The 26,488-nt window shown below is 62.8% G+C and carries 26 protein-coding genes; 11 read left to right on the top strand and 15 right to left on the bottom strand.

All coding sequences use genetic code 11. The features are described from left to right. Positions 1-88: 88 nt before the first annotated feature. Together BH682_RS03565 and BH682_RS03570 are read left to right on the top strand one after the other, a co-directional pair. Positions 89-1,000: a hypothetical protein gene (locus BH682_RS03565; RefSeq protein ID WP_075832075.1), complete on the top strand. Its 912-nt coding sequence runs from the start codon at positions 89-91 to the stop codon at positions 998-1,000. A 59-nt stretch (positions 1,001-1,059) separates the two neighbouring features. Continuing rightward, positions 1,060-2,085, top strand: a complete 1,026-nt coding sequence (locus BH682_RS03570; RefSeq protein WP_223304576.1) for a hypothetical protein — start codon at positions 1,060-1,062, stop codon at positions 2,083-2,085. Here BH682_RS03570 and BH682_RS03575 read toward each other — a convergent pair. The 10 genes from BH682_RS03575 to BH682_RS03620 form a co-directional block, all read right to left on the bottom strand. Then, entirely contained in the window at positions 2,082-2,963 is an 882-nt protein-coding gene (locus BH682_RS03575; RefSeq protein ID WP_007726916.1) for an A/G-specific adenine glycosylase, read from the bottom strand. The two genes, BH682_RS03570 and BH682_RS03575, sit on opposite strands and share 4 nt — an antisense overlap. A gap of 117 nt (positions 2,964-3,080) precedes the next feature. Further along, positions 3,081-3,605 (bottom strand): hypothetical protein, encoded by a 525-nt coding sequence (locus tag BH682_RS03580; protein ID WP_042451875.1) that lies wholly within the window; start codon positions 3,603-3,605, stop codon positions 3,081-3,083. Further along, positions 3,602-4,840: an MlaD family protein gene (locus tag BH682_RS03585; RefSeq protein WP_075832079.1), complete on the bottom strand. Its 1,239-nt coding sequence runs from the start codon at positions 4,838-4,840 to the stop codon at positions 3,602-3,604. The genes BH682_RS03580 and BH682_RS03585 overlap by 4 nt, the downstream gene beginning before the upstream one ends. Then, the gene (locus BH682_RS03590) at positions 4,837-5,910 is read right to left on the bottom strand and encodes an MCE family protein (RefSeq protein WP_075832081.1); all 1,074 of its coding nucleotides are present in this window, start codon (positions 5,908-5,910) and stop codon (positions 4,837-4,839) included. The genes BH682_RS03585 and BH682_RS03590 overlap by 4 nt, the downstream gene beginning before the upstream one ends. Beyond that, the gene (locus tag BH682_RS03595) at positions 5,910-6,989 is read right to left on the bottom strand and encodes an MCE family protein (RefSeq protein WP_050656747.1); all 1,080 of its coding nucleotides are present in this window, start codon (positions 6,987-6,989) and stop codon (positions 5,910-5,912) included. The genes BH682_RS03590 and BH682_RS03595 overlap by 1 nt, the downstream gene beginning before the upstream one ends. Next, positions 6,986-7,978 carry an MCE family protein gene (locus tag BH682_RS03600; RefSeq protein ID WP_075835136.1) on the bottom strand — a complete coding sequence of 331 codons (993 nt, stop codon included), beginning with the start codon at positions 7,976-7,978 and terminating at the stop codon, positions 6,986-6,988. Before BH682_RS03600 ends, BH682_RS03595 begins: the two co-directional genes overlap by 4 nt. Further along, a complete protein-coding gene (locus BH682_RS03605; RefSeq protein WP_075832083.1) occupies positions 7,975-8,985 on the bottom strand; it encodes an MCE family protein in 1,011 nt (336 codons plus the stop codon). Before BH682_RS03605 ends, BH682_RS03600 begins: the two co-directional genes overlap by 4 nt. Then, the gene (locus BH682_RS03610) at positions 8,982-10,166 is read right to left on the bottom strand and encodes an MCE family protein (RefSeq protein ID WP_003945917.1); all 1,185 of its coding nucleotides are present in this window, start codon (positions 10,164-10,166) and stop codon (positions 8,982-8,984) included. The genes BH682_RS03605 and BH682_RS03610 overlap by 4 nt, the downstream gene beginning before the upstream one ends. Beyond that, positions 10,163-11,008, bottom strand: a complete 846-nt coding sequence (locus BH682_RS03615; RefSeq protein ID WP_003945610.1) for an MlaE family ABC transporter permease — start codon at positions 11,006-11,008, stop codon at positions 10,163-10,165. Before BH682_RS03615 ends, BH682_RS03610 begins: the two co-directional genes overlap by 4 nt. After that, complete coding sequence (locus BH682_RS03620) at positions 11,008-11,862, bottom strand: MlaE family ABC transporter permease (RefSeq protein ID WP_003945667.1); 855 nt, start codon at positions 11,860-11,862, stop codon at positions 11,008-11,010. The genes BH682_RS03615 and BH682_RS03620 overlap by 1 nt, the downstream gene beginning before the upstream one ends. Positions 11,863-12,090: 228 nt before the next feature. Between BH682_RS03620 and BH682_RS03630 the strand changes: the two genes are divergently transcribed. After that, positions 12,091-12,720, top strand: coding sequence for a carbonic anhydrase (locus tag BH682_RS03630; RefSeq protein ID WP_075832085.1), 630 nt, complete (start codon positions 12,091-12,093; stop codon positions 12,718-12,720). 97 nt (positions 12,721-12,817) lie between these two features. Then, on the top strand, positions 12,818-13,561 hold the full coding sequence (locus BH682_RS03635; RefSeq protein WP_007726893.1) for a DUF4232 domain-containing protein: 744 nt from the start codon (positions 12,818-12,820) through the stop codon (positions 13,559-13,561). Between the two features lie 25 nt (positions 13,562-13,586). On the opposite strand, the gene disA is transcribed toward BH682_RS03635, so the two are convergent. Continuing rightward, positions 13,587-14,672, bottom strand: a complete 1,086-nt coding sequence (gene disA / locus BH682_RS03640; RefSeq protein ID WP_024487741.1) for a DNA integrity scanning diadenylate cyclase DisA — start codon at positions 14,670-14,672, stop codon at positions 13,587-13,589. Positions 14,673-14,768: 96 nt separating this feature from the next. Here disA and BH682_RS03645 point away from each other — a divergent pair, with 96 nt between their 5' ends. Beyond that, positions 14,769-15,329 (top strand): PaaI family thioesterase, encoded by a 561-nt coding sequence (locus tag BH682_RS03645; RefSeq protein WP_019746834.1) that lies wholly within the window; start codon positions 14,769-14,771, stop codon positions 15,327-15,329. A gap of 23 nt (positions 15,330-15,352) precedes the next feature. On the opposite strand, the gene radA is transcribed toward BH682_RS03645, so the two are convergent. Next, complete coding sequence (gene radA, locus BH682_RS03650) at positions 15,353-16,786, bottom strand: DNA repair protein RadA (RefSeq protein WP_003945739.1); 1,434 nt, start codon at positions 16,784-16,786, stop codon at positions 15,353-15,355. Positions 16,787-16,884: 98 nt separating this feature from the next. Next, entirely contained in the window at positions 16,885-17,520 is a 636-nt protein-coding gene (locus BH682_RS03655) for a copper chaperone PCu(A)C (RefSeq protein WP_021342814.1), read from the bottom strand. Positions 17,521-17,785: 265 nt separating this feature from the next. On the opposite strand from BH682_RS03655, the gene carD reads away from it, so the two are divergent. The 5 genes from carD to rlmB are packed head-to-tail and all read left to right on the top strand — an operon-like array spanning position 17,786 to position 21,852. After that, a complete protein-coding gene (gene carD, locus BH682_RS03660; RefSeq protein WP_003945666.1) occupies positions 17,786-18,274 on the top strand; it encodes an RNA polymerase-binding transcription factor CarD in 489 nt (162 codons plus the stop codon). Positions 18,275-18,296: 22 nt separating this feature from the next. Next, complete coding sequence (ispD, locus tag BH682_RS03665; protein ID WP_075832087.1) at positions 18,297-18,995, top strand: 2-C-methyl-D-erythritol 4-phosphate cytidylyltransferase; 699 nt, start codon at positions 18,297-18,299, stop codon at positions 18,993-18,995. Next, complete coding sequence (ispF, locus tag BH682_RS03670) at positions 18,996-19,472, top strand: 2-C-methyl-D-erythritol 2,4-cyclodiphosphate synthase (RefSeq protein WP_003945901.1); 477 nt, start codon at positions 18,996-18,998, stop codon at positions 19,470-19,472. 11 nt (positions 19,473-19,483) lie between these two features. Then, positions 19,484-20,878, top strand: coding sequence for a cysteine--tRNA ligase (cysS, locus tag BH682_RS03675; protein ID WP_003945830.1), 1,395 nt, complete (start codon positions 19,484-19,486; stop codon positions 20,876-20,878). A gap of 2 nt (positions 20,879-20,880) precedes the next feature. Beyond that, positions 20,881-21,852 carry a 23S rRNA (guanosine(2251)-2'-O)-methyltransferase RlmB gene (gene rlmB / locus BH682_RS03680; RefSeq protein WP_003945749.1) on the top strand — a complete coding sequence of 324 codons (972 nt, stop codon included), beginning with the start codon at positions 20,881-20,883 and terminating at the stop codon, positions 21,850-21,852. Between the two features lie 34 nt (positions 21,853-21,886). On the opposite strand, the gene BH682_RS03685 is transcribed toward rlmB, so the two are convergent. Next, a complete protein-coding gene (locus BH682_RS03685; protein WP_075832089.1) occupies positions 21,887-23,668 on the bottom strand; it encodes an ABC transporter ATP-binding protein in 1,782 nt (593 codons plus the stop codon). Next, a complete protein-coding gene (locus tag BH682_RS03690; RefSeq protein ID WP_075832090.1) occupies positions 23,665-25,293 on the bottom strand; it encodes an ABC transporter transmembrane domain-containing protein in 1,629 nt (542 codons plus the stop codon). Before BH682_RS03690 ends, BH682_RS03685 begins: the two co-directional genes overlap by 4 nt. A 201-nt stretch (positions 25,294-25,494) precedes the next feature. On the opposite strand from BH682_RS03690, the gene BH682_RS03695 reads away from it, so the two are divergent. Next, complete coding sequence (locus BH682_RS03695; RefSeq protein ID WP_075832092.1) at positions 25,495-26,484, top strand: iron-siderophore ABC transporter substrate-binding protein; 990 nt, start codon at positions 25,495-25,497, stop codon at positions 26,482-26,484. The last annotated feature ends 4 nt before the right edge of the window (positions 26,485-26,488 follow it).

Genomic DNA, 26,488 nt, shown 5'->3' on the forward strand with positions numbered 1-26,488 from the left:
CGACTTCTATTGAACGTAGCTCGGGATTCGCCAAATGTGGCCGCGAGCGCCTGTCGGAGGCCCGAGAGTCAGACATCGAAGGAGCGTCGTGAGAACTCGTCTGTCAGAGGTGCGGTCGAAGGCCGTTGTCGTCGGACTCCGGCCGAGAGCGTGGCGCCGAGGAGTGCGAGGTATCGGCATAGTTGTCGTGACCGGAGCTCTGGTGGTCGGCGCTGCTGCGCTCGGCTTGCTGCCGATGCAGTCGGATGTTCGATTGGCGGCCGAGGGAGAGTTCGTGCCTCCCTTCACCGTCGAGCTGACGGCGATTGACGGTGCACCGCCCTTCGATCCCGCTGACGGTCCAGGGCTCGATTCGGGACCGTCCAACGGCATTGTCCGAGAGGGTGATCCGGTGACGTATGTCATCGACATCGGTGTCCGGGGCAACCCGCTCTCCGACGTGGTCGTGCAACTTCCGGTGCCTCGAGGTTTCGTTCTGCCGTCCGTGCCTGATTACTGCGGAGACGGCTCGGGTATCGACGAGGTCGGATTACATTGCCTGATAGGCAATCTGGAAGCGGACCGGTACTTCACCCGAACGGCGACGATGACTGCGGGAAAGCGGGAAGACGCCGACGGTCTACCGATCGCTGCACTGGTCACCGTAGATCGGGGGGCGGTTCGCGTGCGGTCGGGCGATGTCACGGTGCGGGTGGCGACCACCCCGGGAGTGTGTGATCCGTACGGGATTTCTGTTGGTGGTCAGAGAAGCCAGTGGGCTGCTGTCTCGGCAGATGGACGAATCTCAGGTCTGGTGACATCGGGCATCTCGGAGGCGGTGGTGATCGACGGCGTCGATCAATGCGGGCACGCGACAGCGCGGACGGTGAAACCGTTCGAGGGTCACTTCTCGTTTGTCGGACTGCTACCGGGGACGTATCGCGTCACGGTCGACGGCCGAGCGCCGGTGGATGTGGTGCTGGAACCAGGTGCAATGGCGGTCGGTGGCCTGACGTTCTGATACTGCTTCGCAGGAATGGCAACACTCGTAACAGTCAGTAGCAGTCAATGGAGGATCCAGTGCGTGAAAGCCTGGGCGTTGTATTCGAAAATCAGTCAATTTCAACAGCTCTCGTAGATGCGGACACACCCCTTCTTGGCTCGATCGACGAGTTCCGTCACCCCTGGGGTGCAGACGGGACTGTTCCCTCTCCCCAAGCGTCGGCGCGCGCACTCGCCTCCGCGGCCGAGGTCGCCACCGGTCGAGCCCTGCGCTCGAATCTGTGCCCCACCGTCGTCGGAGTGATGTGCGAGCGTGCGGACGTGCGTGAACTTGTCTCGGATTCGTTGTCCTCCAGTCCTTTCGAGAACATCGAGTTGGTCAACGGTCTCGACGCACGGCTTGCCTACCTGCGGACGGTCGACGCTCTCATTGGTGTTTCGCCGATTCTCGCGTTCTGGCCGGACGGCAGTGAGACCGTGATCGCGGCCGTCGACCCGAGAGCAGGCGTCGTGGACTCGGCGCATCGTTACGACACGGCCGAGTTGCTTGCGGACAGCTCGACATTTGCTGCGACATTGGACCTCCTCGTCGCCGAACGAGACCCTGTGCCCAAGATGCTCGTCGCGATGCTCGTGAAGGAAGACTCTCGGCAGCCGTCCGCGGAAGCCGCTGAACTGGCAGGTCTCGGCTTCCTGTTTCTCGGCGAGCGGACCCAACTGGCGATAGGGGCTGCGCTGGTAGCGGCCGATCGCGGAAGCGAAGTTCGGTCCGGTGACGGCATGGCTGTCCGGCCCGTCAACAGGGTCCGGTGGGCGGCGGCAATAGTACTGCCGCTTCTACTCATGTTGACGGGGTTGCTGATCGCGCTGTCCCCAGACGGGTCGCGCGCGGTGTCCACGGATAGCCCGAACATCGGCGCCGAGTCGGCGACCTCCACCAGCGGGCCCCCGTCCGGCGCTGCCCTACAGATTCCGACACTTGCGCCTTGCGATCCAGTGGTGCCTGCCGTTCCTGCAGTACTTCGGCGTTCTGATCCGGAAGTCGCACCGCTCCAGACCGACGAACCCACAGCCGAAGAATGCACCCCGCTGCGAGTCGGCTAAGCCGTACCCTCTCCGGCCAGCGCAAACAGGCCGTCGTCGGTCTGCTCGACCAGTCCGTCGACCAGCAGTGAATGCAACGCACGGTCACGCTGACCCGGATCGGCCGGCCAGACGATGTCGAGTTGCGCGCGCTCGACCGGACGGTGACTCTCGCGAAGAACGGCCATCAATTTTCCACGAACCTGGCGATCTGTGCCCGCGAACTTCTGCACCTTCTTGGGTGGTCCGGTGTGTGCCGGTTTGCCCGAAGCGACCCACGCGCAGTTCGGCAAAGGGCAGTTCTCGCAGTTCGGGTTCCGCGCCGTGCAGATCAGTGCACCGAGTTCCATGAGAGCTGCGCTGTAGGTGGCGGCGCGCGCACGCGTCCTCGGCAGCAGCGCCGCGACGTCGGCGAGGTCTCGCGTGTTGGACGGGTTCCCGGGTTCCGCATTGCCGTGGACGGCTCGCGCAACTACGCGTCGTACGTTGGTGTCCACCACAGGCACTCGCTGTCCGTAGGCGAAACACGCGACGGCGCGGGCGGTGTACGAACCGATTCCCGGTAGCGAGAGCAGGGTATCGACGTCTTCCGGGACCACGTCACCGTGCTCGGCAGCCAGGACGCCCGCGCATTCGTGTAACCGCAGCGCGCGTCGTGGATAACCGAGTTTGCCCCACGCGCGAAGCACCTCTGCCTGGCTCGACGCTGCCATCGCCGACGGCACCGGCCAGCGCTCGACCCACTCTTCCCAGATTGGCGCAACGCGCACCACCGGCGTCTGCTGGAGCATGATCTCGCTCATCAGGATCTGCCAGGCACTGACGCCCTCGCGTCGCCACGGCAGGTCGCGAGCCGTCTCGGAGTACCACTTCAGCAGCACCGAAGATTCCACTGCCACTGCTACCGACACACTCCTCGAACCTTGCGCTCCCGGTCGACGAAGGAGACGTCGACTTGTGGGGGCCACTTTATCGGCAGTCGCCGACACGGCTGTCTTTGACGCCCGACCGCCGGGTCACAACAACTGCACGTTACTCAGTTTCCACTCGCCGTCCTCGCGGACCAGCGAGAGTTGCATCCGGTTGCGGTCGATTCTCGGATCGGGGGAGTTGGTGTTCGTGATCGTCTGATCGAGGAACACGAGAACCTCGGCGTTGTCGCGATCACTGCTCGCCAGCCCGGCTGAAATGATCTGAGCGGACGAGGTCGCCTGATACTGCACGATCATGTTCTGCAAGTTGGCTGCCACCTGGGCGTACTGACCGGCGAATTCGCCGACAGAATTGTCACGGACCACGGAGAGATTCTGATCGAGGTTCTGGAAGTTGTACGTCGCAAGATCAGTGGCGAATTGCCGTCCGCTGTCCAGGGCGCTGATACGCGCGTTTTCGTCGACCGATTTCTGCCAGGTCGCGAATGCGCCCCATCCGAGCGCCGCGACCACGACCAGGGCGCCGGCAACGATCGCTACGGTCTGCTTGCGAAGCCGCTTGGGCTTGTCGACGATTGTGGGCGTCTGGGGTTCGGTTGTCTCGGTCATTGCGTTCCTTGTACTAGTAGTGCGGCAAACGAGTTGTCACCGAGAACGGTGTTCTGACCACCGTTGAGGCCCAGACGAATCGACGTTCCGTCACCGGCTGCGACCGTTCCGAGGGCAGGATCGTATTCAGCAACCCCGTCGATCGTTCCAGTTCCGGTGGGGACGTTCTGCGATCCGCGATTCTGGATCCGGCCCGACTGGTCCGCGCAGTGTTGGTTCTTGTCGAGCGTGGTCGGTGAGGTGTCCTGTACCGATCGCCGGGGCGTGTCGTAGATACAGACCGGTCCGAGTGCTGTGATCAGATCAAGCTGTGCCCGTCCGTCTTTGACGATACTTCCGAACTTCTCGAATCCTTTGGGCACCACCACCAACAAGGCATCGACGGCGGGCATCCGTGCAGTGACGATCTGAGTGGAGACGAGAGAATTGGCCAACAGCAGACTGAACGGCTCACGACTCTGTTCGATGAGAGGCAGTATCTGATTGTCGAGAACACTCGGGCTTCGATCGAGGAGTGTGCGCAGTTGCGGATCGGAGTTTCGTACCTGATCTGTCAATTGGCGAAGTGTGAGTGCAACTTCGGGAAGAGCGTCAACATTTTCCTCGTTCGCAGTGAACAGTGAGCGCGAGTTCTCGACGAGTGTGTTGACACGCGGTTGATCGGATTGGACAGTGCGCGCGAGCACGTCGAAGTTGTCGACGAGCGCCTGCAGATCCGGACCCAATCCGTTCAATCCCTCGCCGAGTTCGTGCGAGAGGGTTCGCAGGTCTGCCGGATCGACGGTGTCGGCAGCAGCGTTGAAATTCGCAATCACGGTTCCCAACGCGACCGGGATCGAAGTGCGCTCAGTCGGAACAACGGAACCTTCAACCAGATACGGGCCGCCGTCGGTCTGCGAGGACAACTGAACTTTCAATACCGGAACGGCGGTGTCCTGGCTGATGGCCACATGCGAATCGTTGGGGATCTGTTTGTCGGCGGCGATGCTCAACGTCATCACGACGAGGTCCTGGGCAGAGTCCACCTCCACCGACTCGACGTCGCCGACGGTGACTCCGCGATAGGCCACTTCCGAACCGGGAGCGATTCCGGCCGCGTTCTCCAATTCGACGATGACCGAGAAGGTTCCGGTGAACGGATCTCCGGCACCGACTTGCCGGAGTACGTACGTCGTGCTGACCACCGCGACGAGGAGAAAGGCGGCGATCTCGAAATAGACGGTTCGGTTCTTCATCGCGTTCCTCCTTGCAGGGGTGTCGTGATCGGCAGTTCCCGATCGGAGGCGGGCAGAGGTGGCAGTGGCGGTGCGGCGCCCGGGATTATCTCGTTGAGCACTCCGGTCACGGTGCCCTCGACATCGACGTCGAGGTCGATGTTCACGTAATCGCCTGGGCTGGCACGCTCGAGGAGCACTCTTGCGTTGTCCAGGTTGGCCATCGTCTCACCCAGTGTCGGGCCCATTGCCGAGAACTGGTCGAGGATGGGTGACAGTCGTCCGGTGATCTCGGAAATCTGGTCGGACGACTGGTCGAGTACGGAATTGGTTGCGGTACTGAGCCGATCGGTTTCGTCGAGTAGATCGAGGAGCGGTTGTCGTTGGTCGGCGATCACGCCCAATGCGGGTGTGAGTGTGCGCAAGCCTTCGTCGATCGTGGTGCTCTCGTCACCGATCAGAGCGCTGAGCCGGTTCAGTGAATCCAGTGCCGAATTGATCGATTCCTTTCGGTCGTCAAGTGTTCCGAGAAAAGTGTCAAGGCGTGCAAGCAGATCGCGGATCGTCTCCTCCCTGCCGTCGAGAATCTGATCAGCCTCACTGACGATGTTCTTGACCTGCGCCAACCCACTGCCGTTCAACAGAGTTCCGACGGCGCCGAGCAGTTGTGCGACATCGGGTCCGCGCACGGTCTCCGATCGCTCGATGGTGGAACCTGGTTCGAGAATGGGGCCCGCTGGATCGACCGGAACTTCGAGGTTGACGAACGCATCGCCGATCGGGGTCGACAGCTCGATCCGAGCGCGGGTGCCGACAGGTAGTTCGATGTCCGACGCGATTTCGGTATGTACCACGGCTGCAAAGGTTTGCGCGCTCATCGACGTGACTCTGCCGACGACAGCCTGCCCGATCCGCACCTCGCCGCCGACGGGAAGTAACGACGCGTCGACGAATTCCATGTTCAGCGGGTACGACTCTCCTGGCAGACCGCGTCCGAGGGGGAGGTGCTGGAAGTTGGGACTGCAGCCGGTCAATGGCGCCGCGATGACAAGTGCCACGACAACGCTCACCACGGACTTGTTCGACGCCATCAGTTGCCCCCACCGAGGATGCGTGCCAGGTCGGAGCTGCCTGCCGAAGGAAATTCGATGGGATTGACGATTCCCGGCCCGGTGCACAGCGGAATCGGCATCTTCTCGCACAGTTCTCGCGTCGTGTCGAACTGTGAGAGATCGGTGGCGACGTTCAATCGCGCCCTGGCTCGGCCTTCTTCGGTGACGAGGTTGGCGACGTTCTCGAATCCCGTTGGTGCCGTTTCGATGATCTCGCGCAGTTGATCCTGTTTGGTCGCGACTGCACCGGCCAACTGTGCGAGCGTACCCAGATCGGCGGTGACCGCCTCGCCGTGTTCGGCGAGTAGCGCTGAGACCTGTCCGAGCAACGTGGTCAGGGAATCGAGCGCCCCGCTGATGTCTTCTCGCTGGGCGCTGAACGTGCGGGCGGTGACTGTCACCGAGTTCGACAGAGAGTCGACCTTGGTCTGGTTGTCCGCGATCAACTGCACGAGGGTGTTCAGGTTCTTCACCAGTTCGGAGATGTCGGGACTTGCACCCGCCAGTACCGAACTGGCCTGTGAGATGGACCGAACGGCATCGTTGAATGCTTGCCCGTTGCCGTCCAACGCGTGGGCGCCTTCTCCGATGAGGTCACCGATCCCGCCGCCGTCGGCGCCAGGGCCGAGCGCCACCGTCAATTCGTTCACCGATGCGGTGAGTTGGTCCCACGTCAGGGGGGAGTGAGTGCGTTCGAGAGGGATCACCGCGCCGTCGGTGAGGAACTCACCGTCCTCGTAGCCGGGGCCGAGTTCGATCGTGCGGTCACTGATGACCGAGGGAGACAGGACCCAGGCCTGCGCGTCGGCGGGTATACGTGTTCCGGATGGCAGGCTCAGCGCCACTCGTACCCGGGACCCTTCCGGCGTGACGCTCTCGACCCTCCCGCTGGGAACTCCCAGAATCGTCACTGTGTTCCCGGTGAAGATAGCGTCGGTCGAGGTGAATTCGGCGGTGAGAGTGAGTCTGTGTTCGTCACGCGTGACGACCAGGACGGCACCGATCGCGCAGATCACTATCGCTGCCAGCACGGCGAGTTTCTTGACGGTCGTGGTCATCGACACCCCTGAACGAGCCCGACGACGCACAACCAGTTGTCCGGGATGAGGGTGGAGGGTGAGTTGAGGTCGAGCCAGTTGCCGTTACCGGTTGCGTTGGTGACGTAGCGGACGCTGGGGGCGAAGTTGTCGAGCAGTGTGGTCAGTGATTGTTCGTTCTCGGACAGAACTCCCGTCACCACGTGGATGTCTCCCATGACCGAGTCGATCAAAGCCTGGTTGTCGCCCAGGAACTGGGCAAGTGTGGTGCTCAACTGATTGAGGTCTTGTACAAGCGCATTCAGCACATCTCGCCGGTCGGCGATCGTGGACATCACCAGATCCGCATTCCCCAGAAGGGTTTCCAGAGTGTCCTTCTGCTCGATCAGTGTTGCGGTCGTCTGCTGCGCTCCGGTGAGAAGGGAACGGAGCGCAACGTCGTTGTCGTTGACTACTCCGGAGAGTGCGTCGATTCCCTCGAGTGAGCGGCGAATGAGTTCGGGATCGTCCGGTGAGTTGTCGGACACCACGGTCAGCATGTTTCGCAGTTGTTGCAGATCAAGGTTTTCCGACGTGGATTGTGCTCCTCGACCGAGATCGTCGAGAGTGAAGGGAACGCTCGTGTTCTCGATGGGGATGGTCGAACCTGCGGGTAACGAGCGCGATCCGTTCGGAGTGACGTCGAGCGAGCGTCGGCCGAGCAGAGTCGAGATCTTGATGTCCGCACGGGAGTCTTCGCCGAGAGTGACGCCGTCGTCGAGTCGGAAGGTGACTTCAACCGAGTTGCCGCTGACCGCCAACGAGGTGACCACCCCGCTCGGGACTCCCGCGACGTTGACCGGATCGTCCTGCGTCAACCCGGTGGCGTTGGCAAAGACGGCGTGGTACTCGTTGGTCTTGACCTTCAAGATCAGTTGAGGGACAACGAGTGCGGCCAGAATTACACCGACTCCGACGAGGATGCAGATGATTCCGTTGCGGACCGGGTTCTTGACGGTGAGCCAGTTCATCGGCACACCGCCGAACGCTCGGGGCCGCCGAGGGACACCGATTGGTCCAGCGCGCTGAGCCGGAAGTTGCAGATGTAGATGTTCGCCCAGCTTCCGTAGCTCATCGCGATCCCCAACTGGGTGAACAGTTGATCGAAAGCGGTGATACCGGTCGCCAGCGACTCACGGTTGTCGACGACGACGCTGGCCGACTGATCGATCGAAGTCAGCGCGCCAGCCGAGTCCGGTTCCACGCGCGTCACCAAGTCCTGAAGTGAAGAAGTCAGGGCGCCTGCGGAATCCACTGCGGCCGAGATCTGTTGGCGGTCCTGTGCCAAACCGCCGACCAGTGTGTCGAGCGTGTTGATCATCTCGACGAAGTTGGGTCGATTCGTCGTGGTCACGGTAAGGACCCGGTCGAGGTTGTTCAGTAGTTGGTCCAAGATCGCGTCCCGGGACGTCAAGTTCTCGGTGACGGCAACAGTGCGCTCCAGCAGGCTTTCGATGGTGGAACCTTGTCCTTGGAATACCTGGACGACCTGTGCGGCAAGCTCGTTGACTTCTGCGGGGTCAAGTGCGTCGAACAGGGGACGGAATCCGCCGAGGATGTCGGTGAGGTCGATCGCCGGCTGAGTCTGTTCCACGGGAATTGTGGCCCCGGGGGAGAGGTAGTTGCCTGTTGCGCGTTCGGCCTGTCCGGGTTCGATCGAAATTGTTCGCGCTCCCAACAGGTCTGCGTACCTCACCACAGCGCGACCGTCGGACGGAATACGTTGTGCAGATTCGAGTTCGAAGCCGACGACGGCTTGGTTGTTCACCAGCTCGACGCTGTCGACGCGCCCTACTCGCACCCCGGCGATCTGAACATCGCTGCCGGTGACCAGGCCGGAGGCATTGACGAAGACGGCCCGGTACTGCGAACTCGACCCGGAGACTGGGTTGATCAGGGTGCTCACCACAACCACGGTGGCGAGAATCGACAGTGCAGCAAACAGTCCGAACCTGATCAGAGATTTCTTCACGCTCATCCGCCCACCACCGTCGTGCCGCGAAATACCGGCCCCGCCACGAGAGTGTCCAAAGCTGTACCGCCCTGGGTGAGAGCCGAGATCAGGGACTGTTCGGCAGGGCTGCCGACCGGGCCGACGGTTCCGCCGAACGCGGTCGCGGCGGCAGGACAGTTGGGTCCGCGGGTTCCGTCGTACTGTGGGCAGTCGGTCTTTCCGTACGGATACAGATCTGTGACGGACAGCCGTAGATCGGTGCTGAGCCACGGACCATGCGCCAACGCGGGCGGGAGCTTGATCGTGAGATTGCGCAGGCCGTTGTAGAAGGTGGTGATGTGGTCCGGCCGCGAAGTGATTGCGCCGGTCAGGGAATCGGCGTCGTCGACCAAGGTGATCATGCGGTCGCGATTGTCACCGATCAGACTCGTGGCAGCAGCTCCCGTGCTGGTGCCGGCACGCAGAAGCCCCGCCAACCCGTCGGATTTCTCGACGACGGTCTTGGATGTGGTGATGGAGTTCTCGAATGCGGCGAGCATGTCCGGCGCACTCGTCGAGAGACTGTCGGCGAGGGTGGCTATGTCGTCGAGGTCGTCACCGAGTCCGTCGATGACGGGCTGCGCACCGACCAACGCTTGGTGGACTGAATCGAGCGATTCGCCGATCTGGTTTCCCTTGCCGCTCAACGCGTCCGAGACTGCCGTGAGTGCGACGTTGATGTCGGCGGGGTCGAGGGAAGAAACGAGCGAGTAGATCCGTGAGATCGATTGGTAGAGCTGGACCGCGACTTCGGACTGATCGGATACCAATTCGGTACCCGGCACGAGAGCAGGACCACGCGAGAGTCCGTCAGGTTGAATCAAGTCTACGAAGAAGTCACCGAAGATGTTGCGGGGCATCAGTCGCACCTGACTTGTCGACGGTATGTCCTCGAACGCTCCCTCGTCGATCGCGAGTGAGACAGTCGAAGCGGTGGTGCCCGGCTCGATCTCGGCCACAGCGCCGACGACGACGCCGCGGTACTGTACCGAGGATCCGACTCGCAGCGCACCGGCACTGGCGGGGACGACAGCACTGACCTGCGGTGTGGAACCGGTGGAGTCCGTACCTCTGCTGAACAAGAAGACGTAGGCGAGGATCAGGATGACCACGGCGAGTAAACCCCGCAGTGCCAGGGTGATTCGGCTGGAATTCGTGACGATCATCCGGTCAGCCCGGGTACGTGAGGTTTGAGTCCCCACAGCGCAATGGTCATCGCGACGTCGGTGAATGCAAGGAAGACGATGCTGGTGCGCAACGCTCGTCCGGCGGCTCGTCCGACGCCTTCGGGTCCACCCGTCGCGGTGTAACCGTAGTAGCAGTGCACGAGGGTCACGACGACCGCGAACACCATGACTTTTATCAAGGACAACCAGATGTCGTTGGGAGAGAGGAAAAGACTGAAGTAGTAGCCGTACGTTCCCTCCGACTGGCCTTTGACCCGGATCACCGCAAGCGCCGTTGCCATGTACGAAGCAAACAGGCCGACCAGGTACAGCGGGACCACCGCGATGAGCGCCGCGATCATTCGGGTAGTGACCAGGTACCGCAGCGAGGGAATCGCCATGACTTCGAGCGCGTCGATTTCCTCGGAGATCCGCATCGCTCCGAGCTGCGCGGTGAATCCGGTTCCGACCTTGGCTGCCAGGGTGATTGCGGCAACGAGTGGTGCCACCTCGCGAGTATTCGCGATGGCGGACATCACGCCGGACAGCGGTGCGAGGCCGACGAGGTTGAGTCCGCGGTAGCCCTCGAGTCCGATCTGGGAACCGGCGAAGAACGAGATCGCGAAGATCACGACGACGCTGCCGCCTCCGGCGAGCAGGGTGCCCGAACCGAATGCCACCTGGGCGACGAGACGGGCGACTTCACGCCAATAGCGCTTGAGGGTTGCGGGAATCGAGGTGATGACACGCGCGTGGAACGTGAACTGATCGCCGAGTCGACTCAGGCCGTCGACGGTCCGCGAACTGACCCGCTTGGCACGAATTGCGATGGGCAGGTGCATCAATAGGCACCTTTCACCGAGACGAACAGTGGGTAGAACTGAGTAATTGCGAGGTTGGCGACAAACACGAGGACAAACGAGAGCACGACGGTCTCGTTGACTGCGTCGCCGACGCCTTGAGCTCCGCGCTTGACGGTCAGGCCCTTGTAGCAGGCCACGATTCCCGAGATGAGAGCAAAGGCAACGGCTTTGATGCCGGAGACGACGAAGTCGCTGGGTTGACTGAATTGAACGAGATTGCGCAGGAAACTCTGTGCGTTGCCGTCGAGTATCAGGACGTGAACGAAGAGGCTTGCGCCCAAACCGATTACGAGAACTATCGAGTTCAGTAGGAGGCAGACGACGGCAATGGCGATCATCCGGGGTACGACCAGGCGTTCGAGCACGGGTAGACCGAGCACTTCGAGTGCATCGATTTCCTCGCGTATCGTTCGCGCTCCCAAATCTGCGCAGATTGCGGAACCGCCGACACCGGCGATGATCAGGGCGCACACCAGGGGGCCGGCCTGTCCGATGATGAGGAACGCGACGACGGCACCGCTGTACGCACCCGCGCCGATTTGATCTGCGAGCGCACCGATCTGCAGTGCTACCCCGACACCGAGGGGAATCATCACCAGAGCGGACGCGACCGAGGTGACGTGGGCGAGAAACCACATCTGGTCGAGCGCCTCACGCCAGGCGAGGCGCTTGTGTCGAAGAGATGTGAACGCCGCAACGCACACGCGAACGGTGAAGGTGAAGAGCAGTCCGATCTCGGAGAGCAGGTTCGAGAACATGTTCGTCTTGGCGGGGGAGACAGCAGTTGTTTCCCCGGTTGTTCCATTCCCGGTCGTCGTAGCTTCGGTGCTCACGCCATCCCCCTCTCCGGCCCAATCGTTCTGGTCGGGTTTCTTCGATCACACTCGGGAGCTCGAAGTGCTCCAGGTCACGTTCGGAGACGGTATCAGGAAACTGACTCTGAAGTAAGTTCCATTTCGGCCACTTCATCACCGGGCGCGAATGTCGACGCGGAACTTTCGTTTGCGTCCACGCAACCTTCCCGGCGAGAGCCCGAAATGCGGCGGGTGCACAATGAGTGAATGCCACGATCAAGCCCCATTTCCGCTTGGAAGTCCCTTCGCGAAGGCAACGAGCGATTTGTCAACGACGCGTCCATTCACCCCAGCCAGGGAATCGCGGACCGCGCGAAACTCGTCGATGGGCAGCACCCCACAGCGGTGCTGTTCGGTTGCGGTGATTCGCGCGTAGCCGCCGAGATCATCTTCGACCAGGGTCTCGGCGACATGTTCGTCGTGCGCACTGCAGGTCACGTGCTCGACGATTCGGTGCTCGGTTCCATCGAGTACGCGGTTCACGTGCTCAACGTGCCGCTCATCGTCGTCCTCGGGCACGACGGTTGCGGTGCCGTGAAGGCAACGCTCGACGCCCTGGACGAGGGCGCAGTTCCCGACGGATTCATCCGCAGTGTGGTCGAGCGTGTTGCTCCGTCCATCCTGATGGGCCGCAACGAGGGCTTGTCCACCGTGGACGAACTCGAAGGCCGTCACGTCGTGGAGACCGGCTCGCTGATCATGCAGAGGTCGCGGATCATCGCCGACAAGGTGGACAAGGGTGCGTGCGCGATCGTCGGCGTCACGTACACGTTGTCCGACGGTCACATGCGAGTTCAGGGCGCGGTCGGCGACATCGGCGAGAGCGTCGAGGGTTAGATCTTCCGGGGCAGTGGTACCTGGCAGCAGACAATGGGTACCGACACGCCGCCTCAGCTGACGGTTAGTGGACCCTGCGCCAACTACCGTTGAGTCCGTGTTGGAACCTAATGGACCACTGCCCCCCGAGATCTACTGGCGTCGCCGGGCGCTGGCCATTGGTGCCGCCGTCATTGCACTGGCGTTGATCATCTGGGCGGCGTCCGCTCTCTTCGGCGGTGGAAGTGATACCCCGGAGGCCGATTCGGCCGCTGCGAGTTCCTCGCTGACGACGGACGTCTCCTTCACCCCCAACCCTTCCGGCTCCAACGCGCCGGACGGTGGCGGTGGCTCGGGTGGCGGCGCTGCCGGTGGATCAGGTGGCTCGGGCACGCAGGCTTCGGGATCGTCTTCGTCTTCTTCCTCTTCGTCGACCACCGGGGCTCCGGTCCCGGCCGGTCAGTGCGCCGACTCGTCGCTGGCAGTCAAGGCCACCGCAGACAAGGCGACCTTCGCTCCCGGCGAAGAGCCGTCGTTCACGATCGTCATCACCAACATCGGTTCGGCACCCTGTGATCGAGATCTGGCCGGCGGCCTTCAGCAGGTGCTCGTCTACAGCATCGACGGCAAGACCCGGTTGTGGTCCAACGTCGACTGCTACCCGCAGCCCGCAGCCGACGTACGCAATCTCGCGCCCGGCGAGCAAGCTGCGTTCAAGGTCGCCTGGTCGGCCACGACGTCGACCCCCGAGTGCGCGACCGCGCAGAACCCCGAGCGCAATCCGGTGGGCGCAGGCGCTTACACGGTTGTCGGGCAGCTCGGTGCACTGCGAAGCTCCCCGGAGCCGTTCAACATCGCATGAGCGCGGGCAAGCCTGAACAGGCCCGCTAGTTGAAGGATCCGGTGATCGACGTTTCCGCGAGCCGGGAAAGTCCCTCACGGATGTGACGGGCCCACAGCCCGCCGATGCCCTCGACCGACTGCAGATCGGCAGCCGTAGCGGCCAGCAGCGACTGGAGAGTGCCGAAGGATCCGACCAACCGGTGGATCTGATGGAACTGCAATCGAGGTACACGCATCAGCACGCGATATCCGCGAGGAGTCATCGGAGTGTCGAGGGCTTCGATCGTGCCCGGATAACCGAGAACACGCGCAAGAGTCGTGAGATCGAGTAGATCGGCGTCGGTGACGCGATCGAGTGCGACGAGGACGTTGTCCATCGCCGCGGTGCCGATGGGTTCGGGACCGGCAAGATAGTCCCGAACGATGAGTTGACGTGCAATGTCGTTGTCGCCGACCAGTTCTTCGAGCTGCAGTGCCAACTGGCGACCGTCGGTGCCGAGTTCGAGGACATCCTGTTCGATTTCGATCGACACGCGGCGAACCATTTCGAGGCGCTGTACGACGGTCAACGCGTCGCGCAGAGTCACGAAATCCTCGATCTCGACGACCGACAGTTGCCGTGTCACTTCGTCGAGTCGCGCTTTGTATCGTTCGAGCGTCGCGACGGCCTGGTTGGCGCGCGAAAGTATGGTGGCCGAGCCGTCGATGACGTGCCGGATGCCGCCGACGTACACACTGACGATCGACATCGACTGACTGACCGAGACCACGGGATAGCCAGTTTGAATTGCCGTGCGCTCGGCGGCACGGTGCCTGGTGCCGGATTCGACGGTGGGAATCTTGTGATCGGGAACCAGTTGGACGTTGGCGCGCACGATGCGTGTGCCGTCCGTCGAGAGGACTACCGCGCCGTCCATCTTCGAGAGCTCACGCAATCGGGTCGGTGCGAACTCCACGTCGAGGTTGAATCCGCCGTCACACAGCGCTTCCATCTCCTCGTCGTATCCGAGGACGATCAGCGCGCCGGTACGTCCGCGCAGAATTCGTTCGAGCCCGTCTCGCAAAGCGGTACCCGGCGCCAACCTGGCGATGGTCTCTCGCAATGCCGACGACGACTGTGTGTCCGCCATCGCACTGATCATTGAGAAACTCCCTGCTGAGGTCGATGTCACTTCGGTCGGGTCCGATGCCTGCGCCGGACTGATCCCCGTTTAGATTACCTATCCATGAGTAGTACCTGGACCCTGCCTGATGACCTGACTGTCCCGGAGCCGGTCGAATTCTTTCCGGCCGCCGGCGAGAAGTTGCCTCAGCACTGGTCGAAATGCTTCGGCTGCGGCGACGACCAGCCTGCGGGAATGGCGATGAGTTTCAGGGCTGGTGACGGGTTGGAAGTGACGGGCCGTCTGGAGGTCGCCAAGAAGTATCAGGGCGGTCCGGGGGTCATTCACGGCGGCATTTTGTCGACGGCTTTCGACGAGGCGCAAGGCATGGCATGCATGGCTCTCGGCTCGCCGGTGGTGACCGGGCACCTCGAGATCGACTTCGCCCGGCCGATCCCGTTGGGATCGGTGCTCGAATTTCGGGCTCGCATCGACGGCGTTGTGCGCCGCAAGGTCTACACCAGCGCGGAAGCGGTGATCGTCGAAGGTCCGACAGCGGATCCGGACACGGTGGTGGGAACGTCCCGCGGACTGTTTCTGACCATCACCTCGGAACACTTCGCCAAGACCAAGGAGTTCGTGGACGGCGAACCGACGTCCCCGTTCGGCACGTCGTCGGTCTGACGAGGTAGTCGGCCGAACGACGATCACTTCACCGGCGTGAGCTTGGGGCGAGACGGGGCTTGTTTGCCGCCCATCAATCCGGCGTAGGCCAGTGCCTCGGCCAGATTCGCTACTTCGTTGACGCGCATGCCGGGAATGTTCGGGCCGGAATCAACCGGCACGATGGCGCTGGTGAATCCCAGTCGGGCAGCTTCGATCAGCCGTCGGTTCACCCCGGCAACCCGTCGAACCTCCCCGGCGAGTCCGACCTCGCCGAGGATGACGAGCCCCTTGGGGACGGGTTTGGCTTTCACGGCGGAAGCGACCGCAATGGCGAGAGCCAGATCGGCACCCGGCTCGGTCATCCGCATACCGCCGACGGTCGCGGCGTAGACGTCGGCCTTCGAGATCGACACTCCGACGCGGCGTTCCAACACGGCCAGAACCATGGCCACACGGGCGGTGTCGAGCCCGCTGACGGCTCGGCGGGGTGTCGGTAGCGGCGTGGCGGCGACGAGCGCCTGAACTTCACCGAGTAGAGGTCGCTTACCGTCCATCATCACGGTGACGGCAGTGCCTTCCACAGCTTCTTCACGGTGATGCAGGAACAGGCCGGACGGATCGCTGATCTCGTTGATGCCCTGCTCGCTCAGCTCGAAGCATCCGACCTCGTCGGCCGCACCGAATCTGTTCTTCACGCCGCGGACCATGCGCAGGGTGGAGTGCTTGTCACCTTCGAAGTGCAGAACCACGTCCACGAGATGCTCGAGCGAGCGCGGACCGGCGACGGCGCCGTCCTTGGTGACGTGGCCGATCAGAAGCACCGGGATTCCACTGGCCTTGGCCAGGGAGGTCAGGGCGCTGGTGACGGCCTTGACCTGAGTCACGCCGCCGACGACCCCGTCGACGTCGGCAGCAAGCATGGTCTGCACCGAGTCGACGATGACCAGTGTCGGTTTGACCTGCTCGATGTGGCCGAGGATGGTCGCGAGATCGGATTCGGCCGCCAGATACATCCGTTCGTGGACAGAGTTGGTGCGATCTGCCCGAAGCCGAACCTGACCGGCAGACTCCTCGCCCGTGACGTACAACGCTCGATCATCCGCGCTGCGCATCGCCCAGCGGTAGACGACCTCGAGAAGTAGCGTCGATTTTCCGACGCCGGGCTCGCCCGCGAGCAGCACCACCGAACCCGGTACGACGCCACCGCCGAGGACGCGGTCCAACTCACCGATCCCCGTGGGTTTGGCCTGCGTCGAGGTGCTGTCGATCTGTGTCAGCGGCGTGGCCGGCGTCGTAGGCAGCACGGCGCTTGATCCTGCTTTGGCGAGTGAGGCGCCGGCGCGACTGGCGACGGGTGCCACTACGGCGACCTCGGTCATCGAGCCCCACGAATCGCAGTCCGGACATCTACCGACCCACTTGGGCACTACCGACTGGCATTCGGAGCAGCGGTAGTTCGATTTCACTTTGGCCACCGGGACAGACTAGAGGCGGGGTCCGACATGGACCCCGCCTCTAGTGTGATTCTGAAGTTGTTCTGCGAGGCGCATTGTGCGCCTTGATGATTCGAGGCTCAGTGCCCAGCTTCTGCAACGTCGGGTGACTTGTCCGACTCGTTGCGCTCGAGCTGCGGGCCGGCGTCGACAGGCACGTCGACGGTGACCGATCCTGCCTTCTCGAACTTGAAGGTGATCGGGACGGTCAAGCCGGGGCGAACGCCTGCCTTGATGTCCTGCAGAACGACGAGAGTGAGCGCAGCGGGTGCGTCGTCGTTCTCTTCGTTGTTCTTGATCTGGGTCTCGGCCTCGGTCGCGGCACCTTCGCCTGCGGGCAACTGGCCGGCCTGCAGCGACGTCTGCGGCTTGATCGTCAAGCCACCTACCTCTTCACCTGCGATGACGCGTGCTGCGTAATCGGTGGTGATGCTGACGAGCTTGTCCGTGGTCTCGGCGCTGTCGTTCACGACGGTGAACGCGAGCACGGCGTTGCCGCCCGGCTCGATGCTGTATTCCTCGGACGAGGGGTAGGCGATGTGCACGTTGCGCAGTGCGATCTCACCGAGGTTGGCGCTGTTGCCGTTCACGGCGGCCTGCTGGACGGCGGTCTGGCTCACCTGTCCGGAACCGCAAGCGGACAGCGCGATGGCTGCGCCTGCAGCCAGTGCAATGGCGGTAGCGACTCGACGAGTCGGCTTACGGATAGCAGTCACGATTTGTCCTCCACGGCGTCAGGTTCGCACTCCACTAGGCAGAGTAGTAGATAAGGTCCCGCGGGCTGGCCGTCGGGTCGCCACAACGGTTGTCTGCGTGGGCTTTCAGTCCGTTACGCAGGGGTGCTCCAGACCAGTTGAATGCACGTACAACAAGCCCTGTCAACCCCTACGCTCGAGCAAGGATGCCCCTGACCTGCACAGTTGATGAGTGGTCGGTTCTTTCACGTGTTAAACTAGTGGAATCGAAAGGGGCACGGGACACATGATTTTCAAGGTCGGAGACACCGTCGTATACCCCCATCACGGTGCGGCGCTGATCGAAGCTATCGAAACCCGCACCATCAAGGGTGAGCAGAAGGAGTACCTGGTTCTGAAGGTCGCTCAAGGCGATCTCACAGTACGGGTTCCTGCAGACAACGCAGAGTACGTCGGAGTTCGTGATGTGGTCGGCCAAGAAGGCCTCGACAAGGTTTTCCAGGTTCTGCGAGCACCGCACACCGAAGAGCCCACCAACTGGTCTCGTCGATACAAGGCAAATCTCGAGAAGCTTGCCTCAGGTGACGTGAACAAGGTTGCAGAAGTTGTTCGTGACCTGTGGCGTCGTGAGCAGGACCGCGGACTTTCCGCTGGTGAGAAGCGCATGCTCGCCAAGGCTCGTCAGATTCTCGTCGGAGAGCTCGCGCTCGCCGAGGGCACTGACACCGAGAAGGCAGAGACCATTCTCGACGAGGTCCTCGCGGCCGCGTCCTGACTGCAACACAACAAAGCTGACAGTGGCAGTAGTAGCCCTGGTACCTGCCGCAGGTCGGGGAGTGCGATTGGGCGAGAAATTGCCCAAGGCATTTGTCGAACTCGGTGGGTGCACCATGCTTGCACGCGCGGTCGATGGACTCCGGAAATCCGGAGCGATCGACCGCGTTGTTGTCATTGTGCCGCCTGAACTGGTCGAATCCGTCGTAGCCGACCTCGGTCGTGCAGCGGACGTCGACGTCGTCGGCGGTGGTGCCGAAAGAACCGATTCGGTTCGAGCCGGCCTCAGCGCTGCCGGCGACGCAGATTTTGTACTCGTGCACGATGCCGCGCGGGCATTGACACCGCCGGCGTTGATCGCGCGCGTCGTCGACACTCTCCGAGCCGGCAGCTCCGCTGTCATCCCGGTACTCCCGGTTACCGACACGATCAAGTCGGTCGACGTACTCGGCGCAGTCACCGGTACGCCTCTGCGTTCGGAGTTGCGTGCGGTTCAAACTCCCCAAGGATTCTCCACCGGCGTCCTGCGCAGTGCGTACGACGCCGGTGACGTCGCCGCGACCGACGACGCCGCTCTGGTCGAGCGTCTCGGTGTTTCGGTGCAGACGATTCCCGGCGACGCTCTCGCCTTCAAGATCACCACTCCGCTCGACCTGGTCCTTGCACGGGCGCTCCTGAGCTCGGAGACAGCGTTGAGTGCGGATTCACAGGACGGAAATTAGATGCGCGTCGGTCTCGGCACGGATGTTCATCCCATCGAGGTCGGTCGTCCTTGCTGGATGGCCGGGTTGCTGTTCGAGGAAGCAGACGGGTGCTCGGGCCATTCGGACGGCGACGTCGCCGTCCACGCGCTGTGTGACGCGTTGCTCTCTGCGGCGGGCCTCGGTGACCTCGGTTCGGTTTTCGGCACCGGCAGGCCCGAATGGGACGGCGTGAGCGGCGCTCGAATGCTTGCCGAGGTTCGCCGACTGCTCGAAGAGAACCAGTTCGCCGTCGGCAACGCCGCGGTGCAGGTCATCGGCAACCGTCCGAAGATCGGGCCGCGTCGCGACGAGGCGCAGAAGGTGCTTTCCGAGATACTGGGCGCGCCTGTTTCTGTGTCCGCGACCACCACGGACGGCCTCGGCTTGACCGGTCGAGGCGAGGGGATCGCCGCCATGGCCACCGCGTTGGTCATGACAACCGAACACGACAGGTAAGATCGCTGGTCGTGACCCTGCGCCTATACGACACCGGTACGCGGGCCCTTCGGGATTTTGTTCCGTTGGCCCCCGGACATGCATCGGTGTACCTGTGTGGGGCGACAGTTCAGGGTGATCCTCACATCGGACACGTTCGCAGCGGCGTCGCTTTCGACGTGCTGCGTCGCTGGCTGTTGGCGCACGGCAACGACGTTGCCTTCGTGCGCAACGTGACGGACATCGACGACAAGATTCTCAACAAGGCCGCCGGCGCCGGTCGACCTTGGTGGGAGTGGGCGGCGACGTTCGAGCGGTCGTTCACGTGGGCCTACGACCAACTGGGTGTGCTGCCACCGTCCATCGAGCCACGGGCCACCGGCCACGTGACGCAGATGGTCGAGATGATGGAACGTCTGATCGAGAACGGCCACGCGTACGCGGCGGGCGGTGACGTCTACTTCGACGTGCAGAGCTACCCCGAGTACGGCGCACTGTCCGGCCACAAACTCGACGACGTTCATCAGGGCGAGAGCGCTGCCGAGGGAAAGCGTGATCCTCGCGACTTCACCCTCTGGAAGGCCGTCAAGCCCGGTGAGCCCTCGTGGCCGACACCGTGGGGACCCGGCCGTCCGGGCTGGCACCTCGAGTGCTCGGCCATGGCGGAGTTCTATCTCGGGGCGGCATTCGACATCCATTGTGGTGGACGCGATCTCGTATTTCCGCACCACGAGAACGAAATTGCGCAGGCCAAGTGCGCCGGCGACGATTTCGCTCAGTACTGGTTGCACAACGGCTGGGTCACGATGAGTGGCGAGAAGATGTCCAAATCGTTGGGCAATGTTCTCTCGGTGCCGAACGTGCTCAAGAAGGTTCGTCCGCAAGAACTTCGGTACTACCTCGGTAGTGCGCACTACCGTTCCAATCTCGAGTACTCGGACGAGGCGTTGGACGAAAGTGCGAAGTCCTACCAGGGGCTCGAGTCGTTCGTCCTGCGCACACACAAGCGTGCGGGCGGCGTCGAACTCGGTACGTGGACCGAAGGTTTCGCGGCGGCTCTCGACAACGACTTGTCGGTGCCGATCGCGTTGGCCGAGATTCACGGCAAGGCGAGCGAGGGTAATTCCGCGCTCGCTGCCGGTGATCTCGACGCGGCTCGGGTGGCTGCCGGCCAGGTGCGGGCCATGCTCGCGATCCTGGGCGTCGACCCACTCGACGAGCATTGGACGCAGTCCGGTGGCGACACCGAGACGGCAATGGAAGCTTTGGACGTGTTGGTGCGGGCCGATCTCGATCGTCGGCAGCAGGCACGTACGGAAAAGAACTGGGCGGTGGCGGACGAGGTCCGCGATCGCCTCATCAAGGCGGGTATCGAAGTAACCGATACTCCCGACGGACCCGAATGGTCCCTTAAGGCAGGGCAGTAACAATGGCTGGAAACTCGAGCAGGCGCGGCGCAGTCCGTAAGGGCGGCACCAAGAAGGGCCAGGTTGCCGGTTCCGGCGGTAAGCACCGTCGCGGTCTCGAAGGGCGTGGCGCTACGCCGCCCGCCGAGGCACGCACCAAGCATCCCGCGGCAAAGCGTGCAGCGCGCGCCGCACGTGCCGACGAGAAGCAGGGCCGCGGTGGCCGTCCGGGTCCGGGCCGCAAGGTTCTCGACGGTCCCGAGACAGTGCTCGGACGCAACCCGGTGGTCGAGTGCCTACGCGCCGGCGTTCCGGCGACTGCACTGTGGGTCGCGGTCGGCACCGAGAGCGACGATCGACTGAAGGAATCCGTTCAGCTCGCTGCGGATGCCGGCATCTCGATCCTCGAGGTCCCCCGCACCGATCTGGATCGCCTCAGCGCCAACGGTCTTCACCAGGGCATCGCCCTGCAGGTTCCGCCGTACCGCTACGCGCACCCGGACGATCTTCTCTCGGAGGCACGCAAGCATGCCGAGCCGCCGCTGCTCGTCGCGCTGGACAACATCACCGATCCCCGCAACCTGGGTGCCGTCGTGCGCTCGGTCGCAGCTTTCGGTGGACACGGCGTCGTGATTCCGGAGCGTCGTAGCGCGAGCGTGAGTGCTGTCGCTTGGCGTACCAGCGCCGGCGCTGCCGCTCGTTTGCCGATTGCTCGGGCAACCAACCTCACCCGCACGCTCAAGGACTGGGCATCGAAGGGTGTTCAGGTCGTCGGTCTCGACGCCGAGGGCGACACCACTCTCGACGATTTCGACGGCAGCGGTCCCGTTGTGATCGTGGTCGGTTCCGAGGGCAAGGGCCTTTCGCGCCTCGTCCGCGAGAACTGCGACGCGATCCTGTCGATTCCGATGGCCGGTCCGGTCGAGTCGCTCAACGCCTCGGTTGCCGCCGGAGTCGTCCTGGCGGACATCGCCCGCAGGCGTCGTAGCAGCTGAGTTCTAACGGCTTTCGGGTGAGTCTGGCGGCGTTCTAGCTCCGTACCGACCAGGCTTCCCACAGTGCAGCGTAGGAACCGTCCGCGCCGATCAGTTCGTCATGTGTCCCGCTCTCGACTACGCGGCCACCGCTCATGACGAGTATGCGATCGGCGCGGACTGCTTGGCTCAGCCGGTGTGCGATCACCACGGCGGTCCGGCCGGCGACTGCAAGCTCGGCTGCCTGATCGAGTAGACCGGCTGCGGTGGTTCCGGCTTCGGCAGTCGCCTCGTCGAGGATGACGACGGGAGGATCGAGCAGAGCCAGTCGGACGAGGGCTATGTGCTGTGCCTGCGCCGCCGTCAACTGGTACCCACCGGCCCCGACCCTGGTCTCGAGTCCGTCCGGAAGCTCATGGATCCATTGAGCTTTCATCGTGTCGACGGCTTCGGCGATCTTCGCATCGTCCGAATCTGGTGCACACAACCGGAGATCGTCGGCGATCGTCCCGACGAACACGTGAACTTCCTGGCTGACCAGGACGACTTCGTGCCGAAGTTCGGCATCACTCAGGTCGTCAATCAGTGTGTCGTCGACGGTGATTCGCCCGTCCCCGACGGGAATGATGCCGGCAATCAGTTTGGCGAGTGTGGTCTTTCCGGCGCCGCTGCTGCCGACGACGGCGATTCGTTCCCCCGGTGCGATCGAGATCGAGATCGAGTCGATCACCGGGGTGGAGTTGTCGTACGAGTAGGAAACCCGGTCCACCTCGACGCCGATGGGTTCGGACCGAGCCGAGGCAGGAATGCTCGTGGGCCGCCCGGGCATCGCGGTGACTCCGATCAGGCGAGCCAGGCTGGCACCCGCATCCTGCAATTCGTCGATGTTCGAGAGAAATACCGCGATGGGGCTGAACAGACTGTGGAAGTAGAGGGCGGCGGCGGTAGCGGCCCCGATGGACACCGAGCCTGTGGTCACGAGCCAGTAGCCGACGCTCAGGACGGCGGCCAGTCCGAGCAGTTCGGCGCCGTTGAGTTGGGCGAAGAAGTTGGTGCGCAGGCGAACTGCCTGCATGTCGAAGCTGATGGCGTGCTCGGAGGTCTCGGCGATTCGGCCGATGTGCTCGTCTGTTCGCCGCAGGGCAGTGACAGTGCCTGCGCCTCCGAGAGTTTCGATGAGCTGTTGTCCCCGCCTGGCCTGCGCAGCGCGAGAGCGTCGGTAGACGGGTCCGGAGCGTCGGAGGAAATGACGAAGAGCGAAATAGTGAATCGGCGCAACGGCAACGATTGCCACGGTGAAGCGCCAATCGATCACTCCCACACCGACAAGCGTCAGTGAAATCATGAACAGGGCAGACACGGTGGCGGGTAGTACTCGCGCGATGACGGTGTTTACCGCTTCGACGTCGCCCGAGACCCGGGAAATCAGATCACCGGTTCCGGCATCCTCGACCAGTGACGACGGCTGCGCGAGGGTGGCGGCGAACACGTCCTCGCGAAGATCGGCCAGCACGTTCTGCGCGACATTCGCCAGAAGCTGTGTGCTCCACCAGGTCAGCGCAACTCCAGCTGCCGCTGCGCCGAGCATGAACGCGGTGATACGCAGGAGTGAGGCAAACGGTTTGCCCTCCGTGACCGCATCGACCATGAGTCCGAGCAGTGCCGGGGTGGACAGGCCGCAGGCGGTAGCAGAGAGAAGCACGACGGTCGTGAGTGCGAGCGCTCGCTTGCGTGGCCGAAGCAGTGCGATCAATGCGCGGACGGTCTGCTTGGTCGACGCGATCGGCAGGGCAGATACAACCGGAACAGCAGATGCATCCGGAAGGGTATCGGTCACAGCGACTCTCCCTCCCGAACGCCGTGGTCGATCGTGACGACACGGTCACACGAATGGAGCAGGGTCGGGCTCGAGGTGATCACCAGAATGGCCTTGTCGGGGAAGTTTCTCAGGGAGTGTGCAATTCGATGCTCGGTGACAGAGTCCACGGAAGTGGTGGGTTCGTGGAGGACCAGGATCGGCTGGGGTTGATGGAGAGCGCGGGCGAGGAGAAGGCGTTGGCGTTGACCTCCGGAGAGTTTCTTTCCTTGCTCGCCTACCTCGGAGAGGTGGCCGTCAGGCAGATGCGTCAACACGTCGTCGAGCGCAGATGACGTCATTGCCGACGAGTCGACGTTCGGTGCAGCCAGATTGTCGAAGACGGTGCCGGTGAACACGGTTCCTTCATGGGCGGAGACGAACACCTGATCACGAACTCCGTCCGGGCCGAGGTCGGTTGCATCGGTGCCGAATACGAAGTAAGAGTCGGGGGCGAGCGGGGTCTGATAGGCGAGTTGTCGTGCCAGTCGGTCGGCGGAATCGTCAGCGCGCACACCCACCACTTCTCCGCGGCGAGCTGAGACGACGGTTCCGTTGTCCGCCGAAATCAATAGGGCGTCTTCAGTTCTGGCAGGTTCGGTCGCGGCCGTGGGGGCCAGCGATTCGATCAGATGTGGCTCGGCCAACAGTTCGGACAGTCTGCGCGCGGAACCTCGCTTGGCAGCGAGTTCGGCACCGAAGAACCCCAGCGTTTCCATCGGACCGGCAATCACTCTGCTCAAGCCGACAACGGTGACGAAGTTGCCCACGGTGATCGTGCCTTGATGCGCCATCCACGCGGCTCCAAGCGCAACCGAAGCCAGCACCAACGCGGAGACCCCGGAATTGAGCGCGGTCAGGCTGGACATTGCTCTGACCGTCCGGATCGCTGCCTTCATCGACTCCCGGCTCGCGTTGACGTATCGCGACAGGGCGGTGGGTTCAGCCCCGAAACCCTTCAGTACCCGCAGTCCCAGCGTGAAATCCGTTGCAAGCATGCCTGCCTCGGCTGCCTTCTTCTGCTCTGCATACACGCGCTCGTCCAACGGACCGCTGATCTTGTGGATGAATATGAGCTGCGCAGCGGTGATGAGTACGACGATCAGTGCGAGCGGCCACGAGACGAAGGCAAGCGAAATCACTGCCGCGGCGAGCCCCGCAAATGCCGAGCCCTGTTCGGCGACAACCCAGGAGAAGCCCGAGACGTGTGAGGCATCCGAGGTAGAGATGGTGAGAACTTCACCGGTCGAACGCTGAGCTTTCATCCCCCTGGCATCGAGTATTCGTCTGGCAGCATTCAGTCGTAGGTCGTGTTCGCCGTAGACGAAGACCTGCGTGTTGAGGCGAACTGCGATGCGCCACGACAGAGCGAGTCCCACGAACAGAGCACACAGCACCGCAAGCCACACGAGAAGTGCTGTGCTGTCGGACTTTCCGATTGCCCGGTCGACGACGGTGCCGATCAGCACCGGGATGAGGGCTTGAGCTACCTGATACGACGCCTGCCCGGTGACGGCTGCAACCAGTCGCGGGCCGCGTCCGGAGGAGAATGATCCGACTCGGATCATCTCCATCGGACCGGAACGAGTTTCGGGCAGCGCTGACACTCGTGAAACTCCTCGCCCAGATCTGAACACTCGTTGTGCAGTTCTACGGTAAAGCCGGTGCGAGTGCGGAAAGTGCTCGCAGATGCCAAGGGCTACGCGGCAGCGGACAGATGGAGTATCGACACCCCATTACCGGGATCGGGTCTCGATATACCTGCGCTGGTCGAAACAAAGTACGTTTGCGAAGAGAGCTGACAGAAGATGAAGAGCACTACCCGAATAGTGGCTGCGTTGGCCGCGATTGCCCTGCTCGCAGGCTGCCAGAGCAGCACCGAGTCAACAGCGTCGGAGGGCACGACGCAGTTGGCTGAGGCCGGCGCGCTGCCGGTCACCGTTGATCACGCGTACGGGTCGACCACCATCGAGACCGAACCTCAGCGGATCGTGACTATCGGCTGGAACAGCCAGGATTCGGTCCTCGCACTGGGCAAGACACCCGTCGCCATGGAGTCGTTCAGTGGGGCAGGCTTGGAGAACGGCATCCTGCCGTGGGACGAAGAATTGTTGGGCGATGTCGAACCCACGTTGCTCGACAGCACGTCCGGTGTGCCGTTCGAGCAGATCCTGGCGTTGGAGCCGGACGTGATCATCGCAGTGGTCTCGGGAATCACCGAAGACGACTATGCACGTCTTTCCCAGATCGCACCCACCATTCCGTTCAAGGAGACCGCATGGGCGACCACGTGGCAGGAACAGTTGTCGACCATCGGATCAGTACTCGGCCAACCGAAGCGGGCTGCCGAGCTGATCGAGGAAACTGACGATTCCATAGCCGACCTGGCTGCCGGATCCCCCAATCTGAACGGGAAAACCTTGACCTTCCTCTCGGGAACCATCGACGGCCTCACCAATTACTGCGCTGACGACGGCCGAGTCATCCTGATGTCCCAGCTCGGACTGAAGCAGTCGGCCGGAAGCGCAGAGCTGTGCGGCGACACCCAGGGGTCGGTGACTGCATCGCGCGAACAGTACAACGAACTGGACGCGGACGTGATCGTGCTCAACGACGCGAGTGGTCAGGGGCTACCCGGATTGATGGGGGACAAGTTGTTTGCCGACCTGCCGGCAGTCAAGGACGGCAGGCTGATTCAGCAGCTCGGTCTGGCGCGAGTCATGGCCTTGGCGTCACCCACGTCGCTGAGCGTCAAATATGCTTTCGCGGAACTGGTCTCGAAGATGAACGGGTTCTGACCAG

The organism is Rhodococcus sp. YL-1, from assembly GCF_001942025.1.
GTDB classification, from domain to species: domain Bacteria; phylum Actinomycetota; class Actinomycetes; order Mycobacteriales; family Mycobacteriaceae; genus Rhodococcus_F; species Rhodococcus_F qingshengii.

Coding starts and splice junctions, on each gene's coding strand:
- BH682_RS03580 (WP_042451875.1), bottom strand. CDS start 3,605: ATGACCGAGACAACCGAACCCCAGACGCCCACAATCGTCGACAAGCCC.
- BH682_RS03585 (WP_075832079.1), bottom strand. CDS start 4,840: ATGAAGAACCGAACCGTCTATTTCGAGATCGCCGCCTTTCTCCTCGTC.
- BH682_RS03590 (WP_075832081.1), bottom strand. CDS start 5,910: ATGGCGTCGAACAAGTCCGTGGTGAGCGTTGTCGTGGCACTTGTCATC.
- BH682_RS03595 (WP_050656747.1), bottom strand. CDS start 6,989: ATGACCACGACCGTCAAGAAACTCGCCGTGCTGGCAGCGATAGTGATC.
- BH682_RS03600 (WP_075835136.1), bottom strand. CDS start 7,978: ATGAACTGGCTCACCGTCAAGAACCCGGTCCGCAACGGAATCATCTGC.
- BH682_RS03605 (WP_075832083.1), bottom strand. CDS start 8,985: ATGAGCGTGAAGAAATCTCTGATCAGGTTCGGACTGTTTGCTGCACTG.
- BH682_RS03610 (WP_003945917.1), bottom strand. CDS start 10,166: ATGATCGTCACGAATTCCAGCCGAATCACCCTGGCACTGCGGGGTTTA.
- BH682_RS03615 (WP_003945610.1), bottom strand. CDS start 11,008: ATGCACCTGCCCATCGCAATTCGTGCCAAGCGGGTCAGTTCGCGGACC.
- BH682_RS03630 (WP_075832085.1), top strand. CDS start 12,091: ATGCCACGATCAAGCCCCATTTCCGCTTGGAAGTCCCTTCGCGAAGGC.
- disA (WP_024487741.1), bottom strand. CDS start 14,672: ATGGCGGACACACAGTCGTCGTCGGCATTGCGAGAGACCATCGCCAGG.
- BH682_RS03645 (WP_019746834.1), top strand. CDS start 14,769: ATGAGTAGTACCTGGACCCTGCCTGATGACCTGACTGTCCCGGAGCCG.
- carD (WP_003945666.1), top strand. CDS start 17,786: ATGATTTTCAAGGTCGGAGACACCGTCGTATACCCCCATCACGGTGCG.
- ispF (WP_003945901.1), top strand. CDS start 18,996: ATGCGCGTCGGTCTCGGCACGGATGTTCATCCCATCGAGGTCGGTCGT.
- rlmB (WP_003945749.1), top strand. CDS start 20,881: ATGGCTGGAAACTCGAGCAGGCGCGGCGCAGTCCGTAAGGGCGGCACC.
- BH682_RS03695 (WP_075832092.1), top strand. CDS start 25,495: ATGAAGAGCACTACCCGAATAGTGGCTGCGTTGGCCGCGATTGCCCTG.